This window comes from Pseudomonas sp. B21-047, assembly GCF_024748775.1.
GTDB classification, from domain to species: Bacteria; Pseudomonadota; Gammaproteobacteria; order Pseudomonadales; family Pseudomonadaceae; genus Aquipseudomonas; species Aquipseudomonas capeferrum.
Genome location: NZ_CP087169.1, coordinates 2,627,315 through 2,651,053, shown reverse-complemented (window position 1 = coordinate 2,651,053; position 23,739 = coordinate 2,627,315). Strand labels below are relative to the sequence as shown.

16 protein-coding genes are annotated in these 23,739 nt (G+C 61.7%); 7 read left to right on the top strand and 9 right to left on the bottom strand.

Going from position 1 to position 23,739, the window contains the following annotated elements; all coding sequences use genetic code 11:
- Nucleotides 1-6: 6 nt before the first annotated feature.
- The 7 genes from LOY26_RS12090 to LOY26_RS12060 form a co-directional block, all read right to left on the bottom strand.
- The gene (locus LOY26_RS12090; RefSeq protein WP_047583329.1) at nucleotides 7-813 is read right to left on the bottom strand and encodes a CpsD/CapB family tyrosine-protein kinase; all 807 of its coding nucleotides are present in this window, start codon (nucleotides 811-813) and stop codon (nucleotides 7-9) included.
- An 11-nt stretch (nucleotides 814-824) separates the two neighbouring features.
- Nucleotides 825-2,390 carry a Wzz/FepE/Etk N-terminal domain-containing protein gene (locus LOY26_RS12085; protein WP_186659053.1) on the bottom strand — a complete coding sequence of 522 codons (1,566 nt, stop codon included), beginning with the start codon at nucleotides 2,388-2,390 and terminating at the stop codon, nucleotides 825-827.
- A gap of 20 nt (nucleotides 2,391-2,410) precedes the next feature.
- The gene (locus LOY26_RS12080) at nucleotides 2,411-3,526 is read right to left on the bottom strand and encodes a surface lipoprotein assembly modifier (protein ID WP_186659056.1); all 1,116 of its coding nucleotides are present in this window, start codon (nucleotides 3,524-3,526) and stop codon (nucleotides 2,411-2,413) included.
- A gap of 23 nt (nucleotides 3,527-3,549) precedes the next feature.
- On the bottom strand, nucleotides 3,550-4,107 hold the full coding sequence (locus LOY26_RS12075) for a polysaccharide biosynthesis/export family protein (protein WP_258714808.1): 558 nt from the start codon (nucleotides 4,105-4,107) through the stop codon (nucleotides 3,550-3,552).
- 347 nt (nucleotides 4,108-4,454) lie between these two features.
- A complete protein-coding gene (gene eppA / locus LOY26_RS12070) occupies nucleotides 4,455-4,631 on the bottom strand; it encodes an EPS-associated small membrane protein EppA (RefSeq protein WP_186659058.1) in 177 nt (58 codons plus the stop codon).
- Nucleotides 4,632-5,031: 400 nt separating this feature from the next.
- Nucleotides 5,032-6,150, bottom strand: a complete 1,119-nt coding sequence (locus LOY26_RS12065; RefSeq protein ID WP_186659061.1) for a glycosyltransferase 61 family protein — start codon at nucleotides 6,148-6,150, stop codon at nucleotides 5,032-5,034.
- A 41-nt stretch (nucleotides 6,151-6,191) separates the two neighbouring features.
- A complete protein-coding gene (locus LOY26_RS12060; protein WP_258714807.1) occupies nucleotides 6,192-7,346 on the bottom strand; it encodes a hypothetical protein in 1,155 nt (384 codons plus the stop codon).
- A gap of 332 nt (nucleotides 7,347-7,678) precedes the next feature.
- On the opposite strand from LOY26_RS12060, the gene LOY26_RS12055 reads away from it, so the two are divergent.
- The 4 genes from LOY26_RS12055 to LOY26_RS12040 all read left to right on the top strand — a co-directional run bounded on the left by LOY26_RS12055 (nucleotide 7,679) and on the right by LOY26_RS12040 (nucleotide 15,245).
- Nucleotides 7,679-11,518, top strand: a complete 3,840-nt coding sequence (locus LOY26_RS12055) for a leucine-rich repeat domain-containing protein (RefSeq protein ID WP_258714806.1) — start codon at nucleotides 7,679-7,681, stop codon at nucleotides 11,516-11,518.
- A 247-nt stretch (nucleotides 11,519-11,765) separates the two neighbouring features.
- A complete protein-coding gene (locus LOY26_RS12050) occupies nucleotides 11,766-13,385 on the top strand; it encodes an NADP-dependent glyceraldehyde-3-phosphate dehydrogenase (protein WP_186663646.1) in 1,620 nt (539 codons plus the stop codon).
- Between the two features lie 130 nt (nucleotides 13,386-13,515).
- The gene (locus LOY26_RS12045; RefSeq protein WP_033697631.1) at nucleotides 13,516-13,983 is read left to right on the top strand and encodes a VOC family protein; all 468 of its coding nucleotides are present in this window, start codon (nucleotides 13,516-13,518) and stop codon (nucleotides 13,981-13,983) included.
- Nucleotides 13,984-14,063: 80 nt separating this feature from the next.
- The gene (locus LOY26_RS12040; protein ID WP_186659074.1) at nucleotides 14,064-15,245 is read left to right on the top strand and encodes a hypothetical protein; all 1,182 of its coding nucleotides are present in this window, start codon (nucleotides 14,064-14,066) and stop codon (nucleotides 15,243-15,245) included.
- A 48-nt stretch (nucleotides 15,246-15,293) separates the two neighbouring features.
- On the opposite strand, the gene ilvA is transcribed toward LOY26_RS12040, so the two are convergent.
- A complete protein-coding gene (ilvA, locus tag LOY26_RS12035) occupies nucleotides 15,294-16,856 on the bottom strand; it encodes a threonine ammonia-lyase, biosynthetic (protein WP_258714805.1) in 1,563 nt (520 codons plus the stop codon).
- Between the two features lie 181 nt (nucleotides 16,857-17,037).
- A complete protein-coding gene (locus tag LOY26_RS12030) occupies nucleotides 17,038-17,469 on the bottom strand; it encodes a PACE efflux transporter (RefSeq protein WP_033697625.1) in 432 nt (143 codons plus the stop codon).
- A gap of 228 nt (nucleotides 17,470-17,697) precedes the next feature.
- Here LOY26_RS12030 and nrfB point away from each other — a divergent pair, with 228 nt between their 5' ends.
- The 3 genes from nrfB to LOY26_RS12015 are packed head-to-tail and all read left to right on the top strand — an operon-like array spanning nucleotide 17,698 to nucleotide 23,710.
- Entirely contained in the window at nucleotides 17,698-19,872 is a 2,175-nt protein-coding gene (gene nrfB / locus LOY26_RS12025) for a cyclic di-3',5'-guanylate-activated glycosyltransferase NrfB (protein WP_258714804.1), read from the top strand.
- Nucleotides 19,869-22,871, top strand: a complete 3,003-nt coding sequence (locus tag LOY26_RS12020) for a phage receptor (protein ID WP_258714803.1) — start codon at nucleotides 19,869-19,871, stop codon at nucleotides 22,869-22,871. Before nrfB ends, LOY26_RS12020 begins: the two co-directional genes overlap by 4 nt.
- Nucleotides 22,871-23,710 (top strand): DUF4434 family protein, encoded by an 840-nt coding sequence (locus LOY26_RS12015; RefSeq protein WP_186659084.1) that lies wholly within the window; start codon nucleotides 22,871-22,873, stop codon nucleotides 23,708-23,710. Before LOY26_RS12020 ends, LOY26_RS12015 begins: the two co-directional genes overlap by 1 nt.
- The last annotated feature ends 29 nt before the right edge of the window (nucleotides 23,711-23,739 follow it).

Sequence of the window (23,739 nt, the reverse complement as noted above, 5' to 3'; positions counted from 1 at the left end):
AGGGTCTCAGTAGTACGTGCGGGGTTTTTCATCCGCCTTGTTCAACACGGTGCCAATCAGATTGACCCCCGCCAGATGGTGCAGACATTCCTCGATCTCCTGCTTGCTGTTCATGCCGTTGGCCACCACCAGCAGCACGCAGTCGAACTTGGGCATCACCGTGATCGCATCGTCAGAGCTCAACAGCGGCGGCAGGTCGAAGATGCAGATCCGCGACTCATAGCGGTTGCGCAAATCACCGATCAGGTTGCTCACCCGGGGTGAGGACAGCACTTCGGTGGACAGCGGAATAGGCACCCGTGTCGGCAGTACCACAAAGCGGGGCAACGTCGGGTTGACCAACACTTCTTCCAGCCCGGCTTCGTCAGCCAACAATTCGTTGAGCGCCTTGTCCATCGGCAAGCCCAGGCTGCTGCCGACCTTGGGCCGACGCAAATCGAAGTCCACCAGCAGCGCCGTCTTGGTCGTGTGGTGGGCAATGCTCATGGCCAGGTTGATGGCCAGGACTGTCTTGCCTGCTTCAGGCGTTGGCGAGGTGATGGCCAAGGTACGCCAGCCGTTTTCCTCCATGGCCTTCAACACCTGCGTGCGCAACAGGTCAATGGGCCCACTCATGTTCGAGTTCTTGTTGTAAGCGACGATGCGATGACGCTCAAGGTGCTCCGCACGCAACGGCACCACCTTGGTCTGCACATAATCGAACTGCCCAGGCACCTCGGGTTGCTCCGCCCCGTGGGCGGTTTGCGGAGCCTGGGTGGCACCTGGAGAAACTTGATGAATATTATTGCCAACTACCGGCTTGATCCTGTCCATCACTGCTTTCCCTATTCAAACCGCGCCATAGCCTTGAACAGCAACACATCCAACGGCATGTAGAACACGTGCACCAGCACTACCAGCATAGCAATCAGCACAAGCCCCGCGATGATCAGCAGGTTGCGCCAGCGCCGGCGCTTGGCCAGTTCCGCCTGGGTAGTGATGAACGGCACCGTGACCAGCACGCGCTTGCCCAGCACGCTTTCCAGCGCACCGACGCCACGCACCCGTTGATTGAGGATTTCCAGCAGCATCACCAGCGCACCGCCACCTGCCGGTGCCAACACCAGGCCCAAGGCAGCGATCTTCTTGCGGTTGGGCTTGATTGGCTTCTCGGGCAGCAGAGGTGGTTCGAGCAGCACGAAGCGCTCTGCCTTGTTTTCCTGCTCCAAGCTTTCGGTAATTTTCGCGCCCATCTCCTTGGCGCGGATTTCCTCGTACTTCTTGCGGGCGTTGTCGTGGTCACGCATCAAGGTGACCAGGCCACGCTCGACTTGCGGGGCTTCGAGAATCTCTGCCTCGTAGCCTTCCATCTTCTTCACCAGCTCACGCTTTTGCTCGGCCAACGAAGTGATGCGCTCCTGGGCGGCGCCGATCCTTGCACGAACGCGGGCCACGTCAAGGCTCACCGAAGACGCAGCCTTGCTGTTGCCGCCACTGGCTTCGAGCGCCTGGATCTTGCGTTTTACCGCCACCACATCCGGGTGCGCTTCTTTATACCGGCTCAGCAGCCGGGTGTATTCGGCCTTGAGGCTGGGCAGGTCCTGCGGCAGGTCTGCACTGGCCGGCCGCGTACCGTCGGCCTTGGTGGTCAGCCCGGCATTGGCTGCGGACAACTCAAGCTCGAGGTAACGCAGCTCTTCCTGCGCCGTCTTGTAGTCGCGGTCGACCTCCCTGAACTCAAGCTCCGAGCGCGACAACATGCTCATGCGCAGCGATTGGTGCTCGGGCAAGGCATTGGCATGGGCTTGCTTGAAGTCTGCCAACTGGTTCTCCAGGCTGGCGAGTTCGGCACCAAGTTTGTTCGCTTCCTGGGTCAGGAACTCAGTGGTCTCGTTCGCCCGCTCGGTGCGCTGCTTCAGGTTTTCATTGAGAAACAGCGTGACCAGTTCGCTGGCCACTTCCTTGGCGACTTCCGGCTGCTTGTGTTCGAACGACACGGTGAAGGCGACCGTGGCCTCACCGCGCCCTCTGACGAAGGTACTGAGCGAGGCGACCACGATGGCATTGCGCATCTGTTCGATCTTGTCGCTCTCGCTGAGCTGCTTGCCCTTGTCGGCGAACAGGTTGTACTTGTCGATGATCCGCAGCAGGTTCTCGCGGGTCATGACCCGCTGGCGGATGACCTCGATGCGCTCATCGGCAAAGCTGTTGTTATTCGCCGAGACCAGCTCCGGCGAAATCTGCTGCGACTCCACCAGAATGGTGCCGGTGGACTGATAGATAGGCGGCACACTCAGCGCCACCACCACGGTGGCGGCAAGAATGACTACGATACTGATCCCCAATAACAGGGCCCGATCCTTGATTATGGCGATGTAATCTTTGAGGGAGAGCTCGTAGTCAGACTTCATAAAGGCCACCAGGCTGAAGTTCAGAGGTCGGGGTACCTATACGTCAACGTCAAACCAACAATCGTAGCGGTCGCATCGGGTGCATCATCCTGGCGCCGTTCCTTGTACATCAACGATAGGCGCAGATCCCAAAAAGGCGAAAATTCCCGGCTGGCCCAAACGCTGTAGGTTTGCAGGGTGTTGGGCGTTTGCCCCTTGCTGTCTTGCCATGACGCATCGGCCCCGACACGGGTCAGTTCGTTGACCGCATAACTGTAGATACCGCGCACCATGTCGAGCTGGGCAAAACCGCCCTCGGCACTGGCGACCGTGCTGCGTTCGGCGCTGAAACTGGCATCGGAGCGCACCCCGGTATACAGCAGCGAAGCACCGCCCTCACCGCGCCGGCCGCCCTCGGACCCGGACACCTTGTTGACCCCCAGGTGCGCATCCGCACTCAGGCGTTCGGAAAACTGATACTTGACCCCGACCGCAGGCGTGTAGCTGTTGGAGGCCGTGGCAGTAAGGTCTTCCTCGGGCTCATAACGCCTTGCGCCAAAGCGCGTATAGAGGTCGGCCCGTTCACTCCAGGCGTAGGTCCAAGTGAATACGTTGCCCAGTTCGTTGTAGCCGGTCAGGGTGTCGATGTCATAACGGGCACGGGTGTACTTGGTTTCGTTGGACAACGTGCTGCGCTCGGTGATGGCGCTGCTCCAGTTGCCTGCCAGCGAATACAGCTTTTGCGTGCCATCGGTCGTCACCACACCGGTGTCCTGGACGGTGCCGGATAACGTGGAGCTTTCGTTGTAGAGGGCTACCAGGCCAAAACGCCCTTTCTCGGTGTCTCGCTGCCAGCCAAGGCTCACGTTGGGGTCTTCGCGGTCGTCGACGATGTCGGTGTCGGAGGAGCGCAACACCTGCATGCCAAGACCCAAACGCAACTCGTCGCGGTCGAAGGTACCGACCAGGGTGTAGTCGGGCGCGATGATCGTGCGCGTCACACCCTTTTCTTCAGACGACAGCAACAAGGGGTTGCTGTCGTATTCGACCGAGGACGGCACCACCACCGAGGACTGCCAATTTGCTGCCTGGACCGCGTCCGTAAACGGCAAGACCAAGATTGCCGTTGCAATGCTAGTTGTTCTTAGAAGAGGCATTAAGTGTTCTTATTAAGGCAAGATCAAGGAACGACCAGCGTATCGCCAGCCTGAAGTTGGATGTTGGTGGACATGTCACGCCCGGAAACCAGGTCCTTATATCGCACGGGCAGAATCTGTTGTCTGCCCTTGTTGACACGGACCACCTTGATGGCGCTTTCGTCAGCGAATTTGTCCAAACCACCCGACATGCTCAGGGCCTGCAATACGGCCGTGGGGCCCGCCATTTGCACGGGCCCCGGCTTGATCACCTTGCCCTGCACATAGACCAGGTTGCCGGCGATGCTCTTGACGACAACGCTGACGTTCGGGTCGGGGAGAAATTTTTCGAGTTTGGCAGCGACCTGTTTTTCGACTGCCGTGACATCCAGGCCGGCGACATCGATTCGCCCGGCCAAGGGGAAGGTGATACTGCCATCGGGAAGTACGGTGGCCTCCTGACGCAGGCTCTCCTCTTGCCAGACAGACACCATGACCACATCGCCAGGGCTGAGCAGGTAACTTGCGTTATTTTCGAGGGCGTTGCCGGTACCGGACCACAGCATCAGCACGCAAAAAGCGGAACACAATGAACGTACCATGAGGGTCCCTCCGGCCTATTGGCCCGACAAAGAGCACTGAATGAGAACGGCACACAAACTCTCGCTCCACTTCGCAACCGTACCACCTGCTGCGACGGCCTCAACCATCCTGGAGGCCCTGTAACTGACGCTGCGAAGCCCTGACCCACCAGCACGCTGCGCTACCCTACGGCTATTGGCAATTACTGGCTACTGGAATATAGCAACAGTTGGAAAATTGACAAGCCGCCCTCGGCAGCGAAAAGTCGTGCATCAAAGCACAGTCGTCAAATTACCGACGGCACTGAATGCGTGTGCTATTGAACAACCGTTAACGACCTACTTCACCCGGCCGACGCGTGGCGTGTTTAAATCTTTCTTCTATTGGCAACCGCCACAAAACCAATCACCGCGAAGGCGAAGAACCAACCTGCCGTTGCGACAGGAATGATACTGTTTTGATTGACATAAGAATCAGCAGCGCGTGCTGCGCCACTTAAAAGCACCAACAAGAATATTGATTTTATAAACAGTGTCGAGCGCATAACCCCCTCCTATATAGAGGATAATAAAATTATTTATATTTGGGTTTAGCGGGAGACTTCCTCGCTGTTGATTTGAGCTTATGGGCACAATGACACTACGTCAATGATCCGACACCATAATAAATCTCAATGAACGAGGGGTAACTTCGTCAAAATGCCGTCACACAAAAAATGCAAGCGCCCAAGGCAGTTGCCTGTCACTTACCGCTTCGCTGTAAGGGACTGAAATGCCTGATTTTTCTATAACCTCTTCCTTTCGGAAGACCCCAGCGATGTGCGATATCGGCAAGGGAAGGCAATAAGCGTGGAAGTGATTGCGTTTCATCGGTGAGAAGGCAAATGCCAATCGTTGAGCTTGCGAACCGAAATCTGGCGCTTTTGAACCAGGCACTGACACGGGCTATAAGGGCATCAGGTCGAGGGTGCGTTCCACTTCCTCGATGTCGATCCTGAAGCCATCGCCCTCCGGCATGCCCACCACAAAGCCGAAGTGCTGCTGGTCGCGATCCGTCAGGTACTTGTAATAGCTGACAAAACGGTTCGGAGGCTGCAACGTCAACACGCAGCCACCGGTTTGCAGCACGTTGACGCCGTGAACCAACTGGCTGCCTTCAACCCCGACCACCACTCTGGCGCCGGCACAGGCTGCAATAATGCTCGGCACGTCGGTCTTCAGCGGGTCGACAACGCGAAAGCCCCGGGTCTGGCGCAGGTGCTCTGCAATCGCCTTTTCATTGCGCAGGAAACGCAAGTCGCCGTCGCCCCCACGCAATATGAACACGCCGGGGTGCGGCTCATGGTTGACGTGCGAAAGCAGTTTTTCACCCATGGCCCGGTAGCGTAAATGCCGGCTGCGGTTATTGCTCTGATCGTCAAACAGCACCAGTTCACGGAAAAACGCACTGCGCAGACGTAGGGGCTTCATGTCTAACCAGTCTTCATAGGCAGGCGCCTGGGAAAACAACGGGTAGCGGGCTGATGGCGCCGTGGTCACCGGCAAGCCCTCGTTACGGGCCAGTGCGTAAGTGACACAGTCTTCCATCAACCAGGTGCCAAACCACGAATTGCCATTTTGCGTGCAATAGATGGCCGCTCGTTCGATTTCGTTCTCGACGACAACCCGCGGAAAGGTACTGGGTTTCAACGATAACCAATGGCTGGCCTTGCCCTTGTAGAGCGCCCCGTCTATGAGCCAGACGTCCTTGATCAAGTAGCCGCGTGTAGGGCACTGCACAACGCTGAGGCCGCCTTCCATGGTGCGCGCAGGATGCACATAGGGGTAAAACCGCTTGGCCTCCCACCCCGTCACCCGCTCGAGCTGATTGGGCAAAAAGAATGCTGGCGGGGAGAGCGTTGTTTCACCCGGCGCAATCTCCCAGCTTTTTGACGCGATGCTTTTCAGGTCGACCGCCGAATTGCGGGCGAGTCGCTTACGTGCCATGTACTTGTAGGCAGCGAGGGTCCACTTATGCCGTTTGCCGGCGGACGGTGCGCTGAATTTCGACATATCGCTTCCCATGAAGCTGCTCCCCCGGGTGGCGTGGCCACTGGCGCTCTGAATCAGTTGGATGTGACCCTTTCCATCGTCGGCGGCGACTGTAAGTTGGCATAACGCGTGCGCAAGGTTTCAATAAAGGATTCCCCCGAACCGGCAGTGCCGTAGAGGTAGATCTTGTGCAGCCCGCCAAACACCATTTCGTGGTATCGGCTGGCGACCTCTTCCTCACTCGGCCCATCTGGCAAGCCCAGGTGCAGGGTCAGTTTGTCGCCTTCGACAGCGAACATCGGGGTTTCCCAAAGAAACTTCGCCGTGCCGGTCTTGGGTAGCCTGACGAACAGGTAGGCATGGTTGCCCAACGAATCGATATCGCCGCCGCGCCTTCTCTTCCATTTCAGCAAGCCGTCATCCGGCCGCGCCAGGCACAGGCCGATATCGTAATAATCAAAGCCGTGTTGCAACGCCCACTCCAACGCCATGAACGTGGTGATAGAGTTCACTTCCCGCAGTTTTTTTGCATCTGAAAACACCGCCTCGCTATAACCAAAACGCAGCGTGCTCCAATAACGTTTGCCGCCGCGCGTCACTTCACACCCCAGGTGACAACCAATGACTTCGTCGTCCAAGGTGATCAGGTCCAGACGCCCTACATGCTTGGCGATGCGAAACACATCGTCTGTGGGGAACTGCGCGGCATGAATACCTTGCCTTGCGGTGGCATAGGGGCGCAGTAGCTGGCTGTCGGCCATTGCGATTTCTTCATCCGACAGTGTCTGCCTCATCTGGTAGAGCGGTCGGTTCTTGCGAATGCTGCGGCGCAATTCGCTGTCGTAGCGTGCGGTAATGTCCTCCAGCGGGCGCCCCAGCGGTACCACGGCGCTCAGGTAGTGCGGCACCGACAAGGCCCCGGTGGTGGGCAATTCACTCACCAGCACCACATGGGTCGACGCTTCAGGCTCTGCACTGCCGGCGGCCACCGCGCCGGTGCCCGGTACCTTGCCACCAATCAGCAACTTGGCCATCTCGCGCTGATGCTTACGGCCGATGTAGAGGATCTCGTAGGGGCTTTCCTGCTGCAGCCGGAACCTCGCGACTTCCCACCGCCAAAAACAGGCTCGCCCAAGCACTTCTCGTATTTTGCTGGAGAGCAACCTGATCTCGTAGCGCGTGGAGGGAGAGATGAGTTTCCGTGCAACAGCCGCCAAGTTCTCTTTCATGCTGGTTCGACATCCTTTGATGTTGTCTAAGGGCAGATCAGCAAAAGATCACAGTTGACTGCAATAAACACACCCAACGCGCTGATATATAAAAGATTGCTTACGAAACATCACTCTCACATTCAGTAACAATTTAAGATGCAAGGCCACGCTTTGGCAAGCGGCACTTTGACAGCATGAACACCTATTTTATGACGTCAAATTTCTTGTTTGCATTTGATGACTTGATGACGCTAACCCATGACGTATGTTCAGTTAAGCGCACTACTCGGCTACCACCTGGTTATTAGCAATTGCCGTTTGATGCTGGCTCCTCATAAAGGAGCATCAACATGCCCGCCCTCTCTACGCTCGCCCCCCATCAAGACCTGCTCAAGCAACAGCTTCCTGCCTGGGCCCATCGAATAGCGGCCTCTCAATGGCAGCGTTTGAAACAAAGCCATGCACCGGCCTATTCCACCCAGGACTGGTTCGCCAATGCCGCCCCCGCTCTTCGCGAGGCTGTACAGCGTAGCCAGTCGCGCCTGTTACGCTCGCAAGCCACGCTCGCTCGCTCGCTGCGGGGGCTTGAACAAGTTGCCGAATTCGCTGAATCGCGACTCAAAGCTTGCCTCGCCGAGCGGGGCTGCACAGCACCCTTGCGTGGCACTGAGCTGCTTCGGGTAGAAAGCACCTGGCATTGGATAGGGCTGCGCACGCTTTACAGTCATCGACGCGACAATCTGCTGCAAGCCGCACTGCAGAACTTCGCCGACGACGAGTCCTTCACCCCCCAAAGTGCCATCGCCCTGAGCGCCAATATTCATGTAACAGCCGCCGAGGTGCAGGGCATCGCGTTCACCGGCGCGCAAACGCCGGCATCGCACTTTGCGATGCCCACGGAGCACTACCTGGTGGATCCATTGCCACTGGCACCCGCTTCGTTCGCCGCGCTGTGTCGCACACTGGACTTAGGGGGGCAATACCAGACTCATCTGGATCAGCATTTCGCCAAGCCCCCGGTACGTGAGCAGGCAATAGCCGTGTACAAGGACCGGTTGCGCCTGGCGGCCGACCTGGCCTACCTGCGCCATGAACTGAGCGGTGCCACGCGTGACCACGTCGACCTTTTGTTGCAGGGCGATAATCTGCCGTGCTGGCAACTGGCGTTATTCGGTATCACGCTGCACGAGGTCATGCTGATCGAAGCAGGGCGCGCCGGGCTGCTGCTCTATCTGCCCGGCCACGAGGCGCTGCGGCTAGTTACCGATCTTGATGCAGTTCACGACGCATTGGCGGCCCTGTTGCTGGAGCCCGCCACCCGGCAGATGTTCATGGCTTACATTGAGCAGAGCCAGCATCAACACTTTCTCGACTTGCTGCACCAAAACCTTGATGCCTCGGGCACGTCTGCCGACGACCAGGCATGGTCGCGGGCCAGTCATGCAGACCTGCGCCCGACGCGGCTAGCCATCACCGAGGAGCCGTTCGGTTTCTATCAGGCGCTGCACGTAGACCGCCTCAAGCGCGAAGCACGCCAACTGGCGGTGCCGACGGCTGAAGCCGATGCCAAGGCGCGGGCGAGCCGTCTGCAAGCGTGGGAAGACCGTGGCCTGGATGCGCTCAACCTGGCCGGTTTCTTCATTCCTGCCGTGGGCACGCTGATGCTGGCGGTGACAGCGTGCCAACTGCTTGGCGAAGTGTACGAGGGTTATGAAGCCTGGCATCAGGGTGATCGCCATTTGGCACTGGGCCATCTGGAGGCGGCCGGGCTGAATCTGGCACTTGCCGCTGGCTTGGCGACTGCAGGCCACGTGGTACCGAAGCTGTTCAAAAGCCCGCTGCTGGAGCAGCTGCAGGAGGTGCGCAGCAGCGATGGCGGCTACAAGCTCTGGCAACCTGATCTCACACCTTACCGCAGCGACCAGCCGTTACCGGAGCACGTACAAGCCAACGCACAGGGCCAGTACCTGCTCGACGGCCGGTATTTCATTCGCATGGATGGCCATCTCTACGAGCAACGCCTGGACAATGAATCACAGCAATGGCGTATCGTCCACCCCCACGTGCAAGACGCTTGGCAACCCCCGCTGGAACACAACGAACAGGGCGCTTGGCGCGGCTGTCATGAACAGCCATCACAGTGGTCGTTCGCGGTACTTATACGTCGTTTGGGGCAAGACTACCCTGCACTGACGGCAGACCAACTTACCCTGGCAGGCCGCATCAGTGGTAGCGATGCAGCCAGCTTGCGCCGCGTACACCTCGAGGGGCAGCCGGCACCTGTGTTGCTGCTCGACACCTTGCAGCGCATGGCCGCGCAAGCCGAGGCGCAAGCACTGGGTGGCGACGCGCCAGAGGCCTTGTTCGCGCGCCTGTATAACGGCGAGGGGCCCATCGAGCCCGCAACAGATCGGTTACTGCAGGCCTACCCTCGCCTGTCGGCCGCACTGGCCAGGCGCTTGCTGGCGCCACTGGACGCTGTAGAAGCACTGGCCTGGGAACACGACGCAACGTTACCTGCCTGGCTGCGCCAACAAATTGAACATACACACAGCGAACTGCCTCTTGTACGTGCCTTGGAAGGCGTGCTGGTGCCGGCTCGGGCCAGTGCCGAAAGCGAACGCCTGCTGTTCAGCGCCCTCGCTGACTGGCCTGACTGGCCGCGCGATGTACGCCTGGAGCTGCGTGCCGGTAGCCCCGAAGGCCTGCTGCTCGACAGTGTGGGCAGTGACCAGGCCAGGCGCATCTGCCGGGTCATCAGGTCTACAGAAGGCTATGAAGCTGACCTGGGGCAGCGCCCTGCCCCCGCCACGCGGGACCAGGACCTGTGCCGCGCAATCGAACAGGCGCTGCCGCAGGCCGATCGTGGCGCACTGGCGATCACCGAGGCAGATGGGGGTTCGATTCGCCAGCGCATCCAGAGCTGGACCAACGAAAACAGGGACGCCCTTGCGCAAAGACTGTGGGGGCATGGCGCCATGCGACGCGCGCTCCCCGGCCAGCTACGTGGGGGGCGCCCGCTTGACCCCGAACCACCGCACCCGCGCCAAACGAGTTCACTGGCCGGGGCCTACCGCCGCCTGTACCCCAATGCCACCGATTCAGAGATCGAGGATGCGCTTGAAAGCGGGCAAGAAGATGATGAGACTGAGGACAATGCCCTTCGCTCCCCCACACAAAGACTGCGCGACCTGCAGCAACGCCTGGATACCCTGCGCCGCGACCTGCACGAGTGGGCCCGCCCCGACCCGCAGCGCCCACACCAGCGGCAGCGAGCGATCCGCCCGATCGTCAACGCCTGGCGGCGCCTCTCGACGGTTTCGCTCGGGGGCGGGGGGCGCATCTACAGCCTCGACCTTTCCGGCCTGGAGCTTGAAGACCAGGATTTGGCCAGCCTGGTCTTGCCGGACGACTTCACCCATGTGGAGCACTTGTCGCTGAGCAATAACCCCTCGCTCAGCCAGTTACCCGCAGTGCTCCATGAGCGCCTTCCCGGGCTGAGACGTTTGTTGCTGTCCAAATGCCGCTTCAATTCACTACCCCGTTTGGCCAACCCTGGTCGATTGACATGGCTCGACCTGGACAACAACCGCATCACTTGGGACTACCGCGCACAAGCATCCTTGAATCAATGCTCCGGGCTCGTAGTCCTCGACCTTTCGGGCAACCCACTGCTGGAGGCCCCTGACTTGAATGGGCTTGATCACCTGAAAACCCTGTTCCTGAATGATTGCGGGCTGACCGAGTTACCCGCAGGCCTGGAGCGGATCGCCGAACCTATGGTCCTGGACATGTCGAGCAACCAGTTCCTGCAATTGCCCGACGGCTTCAGCCTCCCGCAACCGTCCGCCCAGGCCCTATGCCTGGAAAGTGAATGGCTCGGCGAAAGCGTGCTTGCACAAATTGATGCTTACAACACGGCCCATCAGGTCGATCTGCTGGTAAGTGAAAGTGACTATGACGAGTTCTTCGAGCAAACCGGGCCTGAGGAAGCCGCACTTTGGCAACGCTTTCCGCTGCAGTATCGTCGCGACCTCAGGCCACTGCTCGGCGACGATTTTTTTCGAAGCCAGCCCCAGCAAGCGCGAGCGGAATTCTGGCGCCGCCTGGCAGCCATCGACGCTGACCAGGTACTGCGCGAGGAATGGTTGACGCACCCGCCCTACAACCTGTTCAACCTGCCACTGTGAATTGATCGGCAAACGCGTCTGTCACCCAGGTGACAGGCGCTGCCTGCACGGGTTGCGCGCCATCCAGCCATGCAATTCGGCAGCGGGCATCGGCCGCCCCATCAGGTAACCTTCCCCCTGAGTGCTGTATCGGCGCAGCGTAGGCAATGTTGAGCCAGACTGGTGTTTTTCCTGCGGCCGGTGCATGCTCGAGCTGAACCGTTTCACCCGGCACGCAATCCGCTCAGATATGTGAGGTGCAGTACCCATGAACCGTCTGCTCGATTCACTCTTCCCCACCGCCGACAACATCCCCGACACCTGGCGCCTGGAAGCCCCCCTGGAACAACGCGACTACTTGGTGAACGGCCAGCTCATACGCTGGGACGGCCCACTGGCCACGGTGCGCAGCCCGGTCTGGCTGAAGCAGGCCGACGGCGAGCAGCAGGTGGTGCTCGGCAGCGCCCCGCTGCTTGACGCCGACACCGCCCTTACCGCGCTGGATGCCGCCGTGCAGGCCTACGACAAAGGCCGCGGCGCCTGGCCAACGATGCGCGTGGCCGAACGCATACAGCACGTCGAGAGCTTCCTTGCACGCATGCGCGAACAGCGCCAGGCGGTGGTCAAACTGCTGATGTGGGAAATCGGCAAGAACCTCAAGGACTCGGAAAAAGAGTTCGACCGCACCTGCGACTACATCGTCGACACCATCAATGCACTCAAGGACCTCGACCGCCGCTCAAGCCGTTTCGAGCTCGAACAAGGCACCCTTGGCCAGATCCGTCGGGCGCCACTGGGCGTGGCACTGTGCATGGGGCCATACAACTATCCCCTCAATGAAACCTTCACCACGTTGATCCCCGCGCTGATCATGGGCAATACCGTGGTGTTCAAGCCGGCCAAGTTTGGCGTGCTGCTGATTCGCCCGTTGCTCGAAGCCTTCCGCGACAGCTTCCCGCCTGGGGTGATCAACGTCATCTATGGCCGCGGCCGCGAGACCGTCAGCGCGCTCATGGCCAGCGGCCTGGTCGACGTGTTCGCCTTCATCGGCACCCACAAGGCCGCCAGCGACCTGAAGAAACTGCACCCACGCCCACACCGCCTGCGCGCGGCGCTCGGCCTGGACGCCAAGAACCCCGGCATCGTGCTGCCCCAGGTCGACCTGGACAACGCCGTCGAAGAGGCCGTCACCGGCGCCCTGTCATTCAACGGCCAACGCTGCACTGCGCTGAAGATACTGTTCGTCCACGAGGATGTGGTCGAGGTCTTCCTGGATAAATTCCAGCGCAAGCTGGCCGCGCTCAAGCCGGGCATGCCGTGGGAGCCAGGCGTCGCGCTGACGCCTTTGCCGGAGCCGGGCAAAGTCGACTACCTCGACGGCCTGGTGGCCGATGCCACGGCCAAGGGCGCCCGCGTCATCAACGAAGGCGGCGGGCAGAGCCGCGGCTCGTTCTTCTACCCCGCCCTGCTCTACCCGGTGAACCCTGAAATGCGCGTGTACCACGAAGAGCAGTTCGGGCCGCTGGTGCCGGTGGTGCCCTACCGCGACCTGCAGACCGTCATCGACTACGTGCTCGATTCCGATTACGGGCAGCAGCTGAGCTTGTTCGGCAACGACCCGGCGACCATCGGTAGCCTGGTCGATACCTTTGCCAACCAGGTCGGCCGCATCAACATCAACGCCCAGTGCCAGCGCGGGCCAGACACCTACCCGTTCAACGGCCGCAAGAACAGCGCCGAAGGTACGCTGTCGGTGCATGACGCTTTGCGCGTGTTCTCGATCCGCACGCTGGTGGCGACCAAGTTCCAGGAAGCCAACAAAGCGCTGATCAGTGAGATCATCCGCAATCGCCAATCGAGCTTCCTGACCACCGACTACATCTTCTAACCCGCCAGCGCTTAATGGAGAAATGGCATTTGCATTGGTCGCCAGGCTGTATAAACATACAGCTTCGCGATCAGTGTCGGCCTTGCCCTCGCAAGCGGCCAGCACTACCAATGCAAAAGGAGGCCATACCATGTCAGCCAAACCCATCCCCGAAGGCCAGCACAGCATCACCCCTTACCTAGGCATCAAGGACGCCGCCAAGGCCATCGACTTCTACAAGCAGGCCTTCGGCGCCATCGAAATGTTCCGCCTCGACGGCCCTGACGGCCGCGTCGGTCACGCCGAGCTGAAGATTGGCGACTCGTCACTGATGCTCGCCGACCCGTGCGACATGGAGGGCGGGCTTACCGCCAGCCAGCATGTCGATGGCGCGGCCATCGGCCTGCACCTGTACGTCGAAGACTGCGACCAGGTCTACGCCCAGGCCATTGCAGCGGGTGCCACTGCGCTGCGGCCGCTGCAGGATCAGTTCTACGGTGACCGCAGCGGCACCCTGAAAGACCCGTTCGGCAACCTGTGGTTCATCTCCACGCACAAAGAGGACCTCACCCCGGAAGAAATCCGCGCCCGCGCGGCCAAACTGTTCAGTGGCAACTAAGCCGCCGGCTGCGCGCCTCAAGTTGAAAGTGAAAGCGCTTTGCTTGAAGCTTGGGGCTCGTAGCTTGGAGCTGCCCGTCAATGCGTATCATCGATAAAACCGCCGCGCAGGTGCGCAGCCTCACACTTGCCGAAGAAGAACTGCTGGTCGGTTTCAGCACAGGGACGCTCGTCGGCCCACAGCTGCTGCAGGCCAACCAGCTGCTGATGAAGGTGCGTAACGCCAACCAGTGGCTGGCCTGCGACTGCCGCAAGGACGCCCTGCCGGTGCTCAACGTGACCCTCAATGGCAGCACCGGCACGCTGTTTTTGAAAAACAACCCCGGTACCGCCGAGCATGCACCGGGCTGCCCGTTCACCAAGGACGAGCGTGAAGCCGCAGAGCGCGAAGACGACCCTGCCCCACCCGCCGCGTGGTTGCCACCCGATACACCGTTGCGCCTGATCGGTGACTTTCGCCCGGCCCAGGACAACGGCGGCGGTGATGGCAACGACCGGCGCGAACAGCAACGGTTGCTGTCGCTGTTGCTGACCTGGGTCGAGATCAGCGGCCTGAACCTCTCCGCCACCCACCTGAAAAAAGACCTCACCGGGCAGTTTGCCGAATTGCGCAGCGTTGCCAGCCGCTACCCGCTGCTGGAGCGGGTGCCGGCCAGCAACTACCTGGAAACTCGCCTGGACATGAAGCACATGATGATGCTCAAGGCCCGGCTGCGCGAGGCCACGGTGTTCGGCAACCACCGCCGGCATGGCCTGATGCTCGACTGTGTCGACCAGATCAAAGGGCGCAAGCTGTTCAACAACCGCAGCGACGAGGGGTTCGATTTCCAGGGCCATCACCTCTATTGGGGCGGCAACCGCACGGCCGGCCCCCTGTTGGCATTGGCGCTGTACTCGCCCACCAGCGCCGGTAGCCATTTCTACGAACTGATCCATGTGGCCAGCGTACCGGTGCTGTCGCGTGCCCACCTGTTCCCGGTGTACCGCGATGAAGAGCGCGAGCCGCTCAAGGCGCTGGTGTCGCTGATCGACTGGATGGCCAGCAAGGGTGTGAAAGTGCAGATGCGCCGACCGGTGATCGGCGGCCAGGTGATGGATGAACTGGTCCTGACGTCGGATCAGGACCGGGTGTTGTCCGTGTCGCTGCTGGAGCAACCGATCGGCCCCGAGCCGGATGCCGAGAACTTCAAGCGCTACGCCGACTTCAAGAGCCTGGAGACCTTCCGCAAGTTTGTGGCGGGTTTCTTCATGCGGGAGCGCTGAAACCCTCAGGTGTTGGATGTGCGTCCAACACCTGAGGTTGTACTCAGATCAACCAAGAAACAGCTGGTAAGCCGGGTTCTCGGTCTCGTCCCAATAGCGATACCCCATCTCGTCCAGTGCCTGGGGCAACCTCGCCTGCTCATCGGCCGGCACTTCAAGTGCAGCAAATACCCGCGCTTCTGCGGCGCCATGGTTGCGGTAATGGAACAGGCTGATGTTCCAACGTTTGCCCAACCGCTCCAGGAAGCCCAGCAGCGCACCTGGCCGCTCCGGGAACTCGAAGCGCAGCACACGCTCATCCGCCCCAGGCGCGGCATGCCCGCCCACGGTGTGGCGCACATGCAGCTTGGCCAGTTCGTTGTCGGTCAGGTCGAGTACGCTGTAACCCTGCTCGGCGAGGCTGGCCAGCAGCTTTTCACGTGGGTCGTGCAGCGGGTGGGTCTGCACCCCGACAAACAGACGCGCTTCCTTGCCCGGGTAGTAGCGGTAGTTGAACTCGGTGATCTGGCGTTTGCCCAGTGCCTGGCAGAAGGCGCGGAAGCTGCCCGGTTGCTCAGGGATGGTCACGGCGATGATCGCCTCGCGCTGCTCGCCCAGTTCTGCCCGCTCGGCCACATGCCGCAGGCGGTCGAAATTGACGTTGGCGCCGGAGTCGATGGCGACCAGGGTCTGCCCCTGCCCCCCCTCGCGGGCCACATACTTCTTGATACCGGCCACGGCCAGGGCACCGGAAGGCTCGGTGATCGAGCGGGTGTCGTCGTAGATGTCCTTGATCGCCGCGCACAGCTCATCGCTGTTGACGGTCACCACCTCATCGACGAAGTGCCGGCACAGCTCGAAGCAATGGGCACCGATCTGCGCCACCGCCACACCATCGGCAAACGTGCCGACCTGGGGCAGGATCACCCGTTCGCCTGCGGCCAGCGCAGCCTGCAGGCAGTTGGAGTCTTCCGGCTCGACGCCGATCACCTTGACCTCGGGCCGCAGGTATTTCACGTAGGCGGCAATGCCCGCCACCAACCCGCCACCGCCCACCGGGACGAAGATCGCATGCAGATCACCCGGGTGCTGGCGCAGGATCTCCATGGCCACCGTACCTTGCCCGGCGATCACATCCGGGTCATCGAAGGGTGGCACGAAGGTAGCGCCCTCTTGCTCGGCCAGCTGCAGGGCATGGGCCAGTGCGTGGGGGAAGCTCTCACCGTACTGCACCACGTGGCCACCCCGCGAACGCACACCCTCGACCTTCAGCGAAGGTGTGGTGGTTGGCATGACGATGGTGGCTTTCAGGCCCAGGTGCGAAGCTGCCAGGGCGACGCCCTGGGCGTGGTTGCCCGCCGACGCGGTGATCACCCCGCGTTCACGCTGGGCCGCTGTCAGACGCGACAGCCGCGTGTAGGCACCGCGGATCTTGAACGAGAACGTGGGTTGCAGGTCTTCACGCTTGAGCAACACCTGGTTGCCAAGGCTGGCAGACAGCGCTGGCGCTGGCTGCAGCGGTGTTTCGATGGCCAGGTCGTAGACGGGCGCTGAGAGAATGCGCCGCACCTGCTCCGAGAGTAGCTGCTGGGGCGTGGGCGGGGTACGCAGGTTGGCGCTGAAGCTGGTCATCGATGACTCCTTGGCTGTTTTCACGGTGCCCAGGAGTCAGAGAGTAAAAACCCGCCTCCAGGGCGGGTTAGGTGCACGTACGCGCTAGCCCGCCAAACTGATAATGGCGGTAATAATAATGGCGTTCACGTGCGGGAATGTGTTCATGGGGTAAGAACTTATCCCGCCGCATGGCAGCAAGTCAACACTTTGCCTGCTGCGCCGAAAGCGGCACATCGAAGACCTTGTCGAAGCCCCACTGGAACACGAAGGCATAGACGAAGAAGAACACGAACAGTGCCAGGTTGGTCAGAAACGCCGCCCACAGGCTCACATCCAGCCACCACGCCACCAGCGGCAGCAGAATCACCACCAGCCCGCCTTCAAAACCCAAGGCATGCAAGACCCGGCGCATGAAGGTGCGCTTACGCTGCTGCTGGCGGGCCTCCCAGCGCTCGAACGCCCAGTTGAAGGCCATGTTCCAGCTCATGGCAATGCCCGACATGAGCACCGACAGCGCGGCCGATTGGGCCATACCGGCAGCAAACGCCAGTTCCAGCGCTGGTGCCACGCAGGCCACGGCGATGGCTTCGTAGAGGATGGCCTGGACGATTTTGCGTGCCTTGCCTTGCATGTTCAGCTCCCTGAAAAACGACCTACCAAGCTACAAGATGTGGCCCACAAGAAAAAGGCTGAAATTCATATCTGACTAACCATTCAATAAAAGGCTCGACCGCACTGTGCGCCGCTGTGGCCTGCCCAGCACGTATTGGACAACCCTGTATTGGGCTGCTTGTATAAATGCCGTGCACGCGGCGACACGTCATGCACCTTCGTCCAGGGAGCCGTACGAGGACAACGCATGAGCCTGGCATTCATCGATTTTCTTACCTATGTGCTGTTCGGCCTGAAGATCCTGGCGATCATACTCGCCTCGCTGATGTTCCTGCTCGGGCTGGATGACCTGTTCATCGACCTGTGCTACTGGGGTCGCAAGCTGATCCGCCGCTTCCGCATTTACGACAAGTACGAAAAGGCCGACGAAAAACGCCTGTACGAAGTGCCTGAGAAGCCCCTGGCGATCATGGTCCCGGCCTGGAACGAGGTGGGTGTGGTCGGTGAAATGGCGCGCCTGGCGGCGTCGACCATCGACTATGAAAACTACCAGATCTTCGTTGGCACCTACCCCAACGACCCACAGACCCAGGCGGATGTCGACGCGGTATGCCTGCACTACCCCAACGTGCACAAGGTGGTCTGCGCCCGCCCCGGGCCCACCAGCAAAGCCGACTGCCTGAACAACATCATCGACGCGCTGCTGCGCTTCCAGAATGAAGCGCGCATCGAGTTCGCCGGCTTCATCCTGCACGATGCCGAAGATGTGATCTCGCCCATGGAACTGCGCCTGTTCAACTACCTGCTGCCGAACAAGGACATGATCCAGATCCCGGTCTACCCCTACGCACTGGACTGGAAGGGTTTCACCGCAGGCCACTACGTCGACGAGTTCGCCGAGAACCACGGCAAGGATGTCATCGTGCGCGAAGCCTTGACCGGCCAGGTGCCCAGCGCCGGGGTCGGCACCTGCTTCAGCCGCCGGGCCATCGCCGCGCTGCTCGAAGACGGCGATGGTATCGCCTTCGACGTGCAGAGCCTCACTGAAGACTACGACATCGGTTTTCGCCTGAAGCAAAAAGGCATGAAGTGCATCTTCGCCCGCTACTCGATCAGTGACCCGGCGCTGACCCTCAAGCAAGCGTGGCGCCCCGGCATGAGCCGCGAGTTTTCCCAGGTGATCTGCGTGCGTGAGCATTTCCCCCGCGACTGGCAGCATGCCATCCGGCAGAAGTCGCGGTGGATCGTCGGTATTGTGTTCCAGGGCACCAGCAACCTGGGCTGGAGCCGCACGGGCGCGCTCAACTACTTTCTCTGGCGCGACCGCCGCGGACTGTTCGCCTACTTGCTGAGCTTCCTGGTCAACCTGTTGCTGCTGGTGCTGTTGGCCATGTGGCTGGTGACGGTGATCGCGCCGGAGTCCTGGCGTTTCATGTCGATACTGAGTGACAGCTGGCTGTTGTCGACACTGCTCTGGCTCAACGGCCTGATGCTGTTCAATCGCCTGTTCCAGCGCGGCTGGTTCGTCACCCGTTTCTACGGAATCGGCGAGGGCCTGTTGTCGGCGCCCAGGATGATGTGGAGCAACTTCGTCAACTTCTTCGCCAACCTTCGTGCCCTGCGCCAGGTCATGGAGATGGGCGACTCACGCCGCGTTGCCTGGGACAAGACCACCCACGAGTTCCCGGCCATTACCACACCTGCACGTACACCGCTGGGCCAGCGCCTGGTCGCCAAGGGGCTGATCAGCGACGAGCAACTGCAACAGGCAATCACCAGCCCGGTGCGCCGGCGCCTGGGCCGTGAACTGCTGCTGCGCGGCTGGCTGACCAGCGAACAACTGGTGGCCACGCTGGCCGAACAGCTGGACCTGCCCTGGGCACCACTGAACCCGTTCAAGCTCGACCCGCAACTGATCGCAAAACTGCCGCGCAAGCTGGCCACCCATTACGGCGTACTACCAGTGGCGGAGGACGGTGACACGTTGATCCTGGCCAGCGAAAGCCCGGTCAGCCAAGTGTCGCTGGGGGTGATCAGCCGGCAGTTGAAACGCCTGGTCAGTTGCCGCCTGGCACCCCAAGGGCGGGTCACCCTCGGCTTGCGCTACCACTACCCGAGCCCCTGGCAGAAGCCCGAAACCCGCGACATGCTCGCCGTCCTCGAACGCCACCAGGACAACGCGCAGTTGCTGGAGCAAGTCAGCCATCACCAGGTGATGCTCGGCGCCCTGCTGCAGGTGCGTGGCAGGGTCCCGGTTACCCTGTTCAACCAGGCCCTGATCGATTTCGACCCCGAGCAACAGACCCTCGGTGAGCACCTGATTGCCCGCGGCATCATCACTGAGCACGTCCTGCAGCAGGCCCTCGCCGAACAAGCCAGCGAACAGCAGGCCGCCTACGACCTGACCCGGGAGGTGGCATGAAGCCGCGTTTTACCCTCACCCTCACCGGCCTGTTGCTGTGTGCCACCACCCTGCCCGGCGCAGCCGCCCCCATGAGCGACTTCCAGCGCTTCACCAGCTACCCGTTCATGGAGCGCAGTTACCGCGAGGCCAAGCGCGACAACTGGGCCGAGGTCGAGCGCCTGACCCGCCATGTGCTGGGGCGGGTGCCGAACAACGACGAAGCCCGCGCACTGCTGGTCGAGGCCTTGGCCCACCAGCGACGCTACAAAGAGGCCGAAGCACTGGCCGATCAGCTTGCCGACCGCCCGGAGTATGCCAATGCTGTCCTGGCGTTGCGCCTGACCTGGATCGAACAGGACCCGCCCCCCGCCAGCCAGGTGGAGAGCTGGCTCGCCGCCAGCGATGGCAACCAGCGAGTACGCCTGTGGCAGGCCTACAGCCTGAGCCTGGCCAAGTTCGGTGGCGCAGCCAAGGCCCTGGACTGGCTCAACCACTTGCCGCCGCGCGAGGACGGCCAGGTCCTGCGCCTGGCCAGGGCTAACTTCGCCGAACAGTTGCGCAACTGGAAAGAAACCATCGAACAACTGCAACCGTTGGCCGAAACGGGCCAGTTGCCCGCCCAGGACTGGCAGCGCCTGGCCAACGCCTATATCCAGCAGGTCGACGAACAAGGCCTGAAAAAACTGTTGCTCAGCGCGCCGACGGTGGCCGTGGCCAACCAAGCTCGCCTGGCCATGGCCAACCGCGCCATCGCCGTCGGCCACAACCAGCAGGCCCAGCGCTGGTTGCAGTCACTGCCGACCGAGCAGTTGCAACAACCCGAGCAGCGCCAGCAGCTGTGGGCGCTGGCCCGCGAAGGTGATGACGCGCACCTGCTGCGCCGCCTGAGCAACGAACTTCAGCGCCCGTGCCTGGAGACGGTCGACTGGCTGTCGCGGCACGACCCCGACCTGGCCCGCGAACAGCTCAAGGGCTGCACGGCCAGCACCGACCCGCGAGCCTATGCCGTGCTCCAGCAGCGTCTGTACGGCGACCCGCCACAGCCGCCGCAACCCCGTACCGCGGCCGAGTGGGAACGCCGCTACCGGCAAAGCGGCGAGCTGGCCGCGCTTGAGCAAGCCACGTTCCTGCTATTGCAGCAAGGCCAGAGCGGGCGCGCCCGGCAGTTGCTGGAGCAAGCCTTCGACCGCCGTCAGGGCCGCCTCAGCCCTTCCCTGCTGCAACGCCTGGGCAACCTCTACGCACGCAACGACGGGCCACTGGACAGCCGCCGCATGCGCGACCTGATCCCCAGGGTCGACGCCAACACCCGCGCCCAGCTGCTCGGCCGCCTAGCCGAAGCCGGCCAGTGCGACGCGGTGCGCCTAGCGATCCCTGGCGAGCCACGCGAGGCCGGCCAATACCGTGCCCTTGGCCGCTGCGCCATGCCCGACCAGCCCGGCGAGGCCGTGGTCTATTACCAAGCTGCCGAACAGTTGGGCGACAGGGGCAATCGCTTGCCCCTGGCCTATGCGCTGGAGGCTGCTGGCGACTCCGAAGCCGCGCTACCGATCTGGCGCAGCCTGCCGGACCCTGCCTGGACCGACAACGCACGCCTGACGGCCGCCCGTGGCGCGTTGAATGCAGGCGATGCGAAAGCCGCACGTGCCTACTGGGACGCCGCCGCACACACCCGCGCCGATGACTGGGCGCTGGGCGCCGCCATCGCCCAGCGCCAAGGCGATACTCAGGCAGCCCTGGGTTTTCAGCGCCAGGCCGTGGCCCATTCGCCACGCGCCGATCACTACTACGCAGCCTCCAGTACCGCGCAACTGGCCGGTGACAGCGCCCAGAGCACAGCGTGGCTTGCCGAAGCCGTACGCCTGGCCCCGGACCAACCTCGTTACCGCGCCGATTACGGCATGCGCCTGGCCGGCTCGCAGGACAACGCCCAGCGCCGCCAATCGATACCCTACCTGGAGCGTGCCGCGCGCGACTTCCCGGAGGACTTTCGCCTGGGCGAAACCCTGGCCTTGCGCTACGACGAAGTGGAAAACAGCGCCGCCGCGCGCCGTGAGCTGCACCGGGTCATCGACGTGGAGCAGCAACTGGTCGACGGCGACGACGAGTACGGCAGCCTGGAAGCCCGCAAGTACCGCCAGCGCCGCGCCCACGAGAGCCTGTCGCGGCGCGACACCATCACCCTGGCCAGTACCTGGTCGCCAGCCGGTACCTCGACCAACGACAAGTTCCTCGACAACGGCCTGCGCAGCGGCAGCTCACGGCGCGCACAGTCGCAGAACGTTCAGCTGGCGATGTGGGACCACGCCCTGGGCGAGGAACCTAGCCGCAACGGCAGTACCCTCTCGGTCTACGGTCGCGTACTGTTCGGCGGCCAGAGCCGCACCGACTATGCGCAAAGCATGGGCACAGGTGTTGGCCTGCGCTACAAGCCCTTGGGCCAGGCCAACCTCAACCTGTACGCTGAGCTTTACCACCAACGGCAGATCGACACCGAGCATTACAGCGGCCTGAACCTTGGCGAGTTGCTCAGCCCGGCCAAGGTAGGCGGCAACTGGGGCGACCTGCGCCACCACGCCGAGTCGAGCAACGACCTGTTGTTGCGCGCCACGGCTTCGTTCCTCGACCAGGGTGGCTGGCGCAATGACTGGCGCATCGACCAAGACCACTGGAACGAGCGTTTCCTGTACCTGGACGCCGCCTGGTGGACCCACGCCGGCGATCACGCCTGGTTATCGCGCTACCAGCAGGGCCATACCTGGAAGCTGCCGGGTAATTCGCCGCAAACCCTCATGCCCTATGGCTTTGTCGAATTATCCAGCCAGGACCCGAGCAACGACTGGCGCCAGGATGCCCGTGCCGGGGTTGGCCTGCGCTGGCAGTGGTGGTTCGATGACGACCGCTACAACGCTTATCGCGGCTCGCTGAAAGTGCGTGCCGAGTACCAGCAATCGCTGGGCGGCAACCTCTACGAGCGCGCCAATGGCGTGCTGCTTGGTGCGGAGATGACCTTCTGATGCGCACGCTCCTGGCGATCTGCCTGCTAACCCTGTGCCTGCCGGCTGCGGCAGACCAACGCCTGTTCTACCAGCCACTCAACCGCGATGCGAGCGTTACCCCGGCCCAGTGGCAACAACTGTGGCGTGCCACTGCGGCGCAGGGTGGCAAGACCTTGATCGTGCAGTGGAGTGCCTACGGCGACAGCGATTTTGGCGGGGCAAAGGGTTGGCTGGCCAACAGCCTGCGCGAAGCTCGCGCCCAGGGGCTTGAGCTGGTACTTGGGCTGTACATGGACCCGTCCTATTACCAGCGCCTGGAGCAACTGGATGGCGAGGGCCTGAGCAGTTACTGGAAAGCCCAACTGGGGCGTTCGCTGGGCCAGTACACGCAATTGCGGGATGGCTGGCAGCTGGCAGTGGACGGCTGGTACTTGCCCATGGAGTTGGACGACCTGCACTTTCGCGAGTCGAGCAGGCGCGACGCGCTGTACAGCCAATTGCAGGCATTCAACCGGCAACTGGACAAGCCCTTGCATATCAGTGCTTTCAGCGTGGGCAAGCTGGCACCGCGGGTCAACGGCGCATGGCTGGGTCAACTGGCAAGCTTGGGCTTGACTGTCTGGTGGCAGGACGGGGCCGGTACTGGAAGGCTGCCAGCGCTGGTACGTGACGGTTATGAACAGGCCCTGCCGTGCCGGGTGGGCGTGGTGCGTGAAGCGTTTCGCCAGGTGAGTGCACCGGGGCAGGTGTTCAAGGCGCAGCCTGCAGAGCCGAAACTGGGCACGGGTTGCCATGCCGAAGCCGTGTTCGACTTGCGCTACCGGCCTTGGGCCAGGGGAGTCTTGCCGCAGAATTGAATCTGTCTGTGCAGAACGTGCATGCCTCA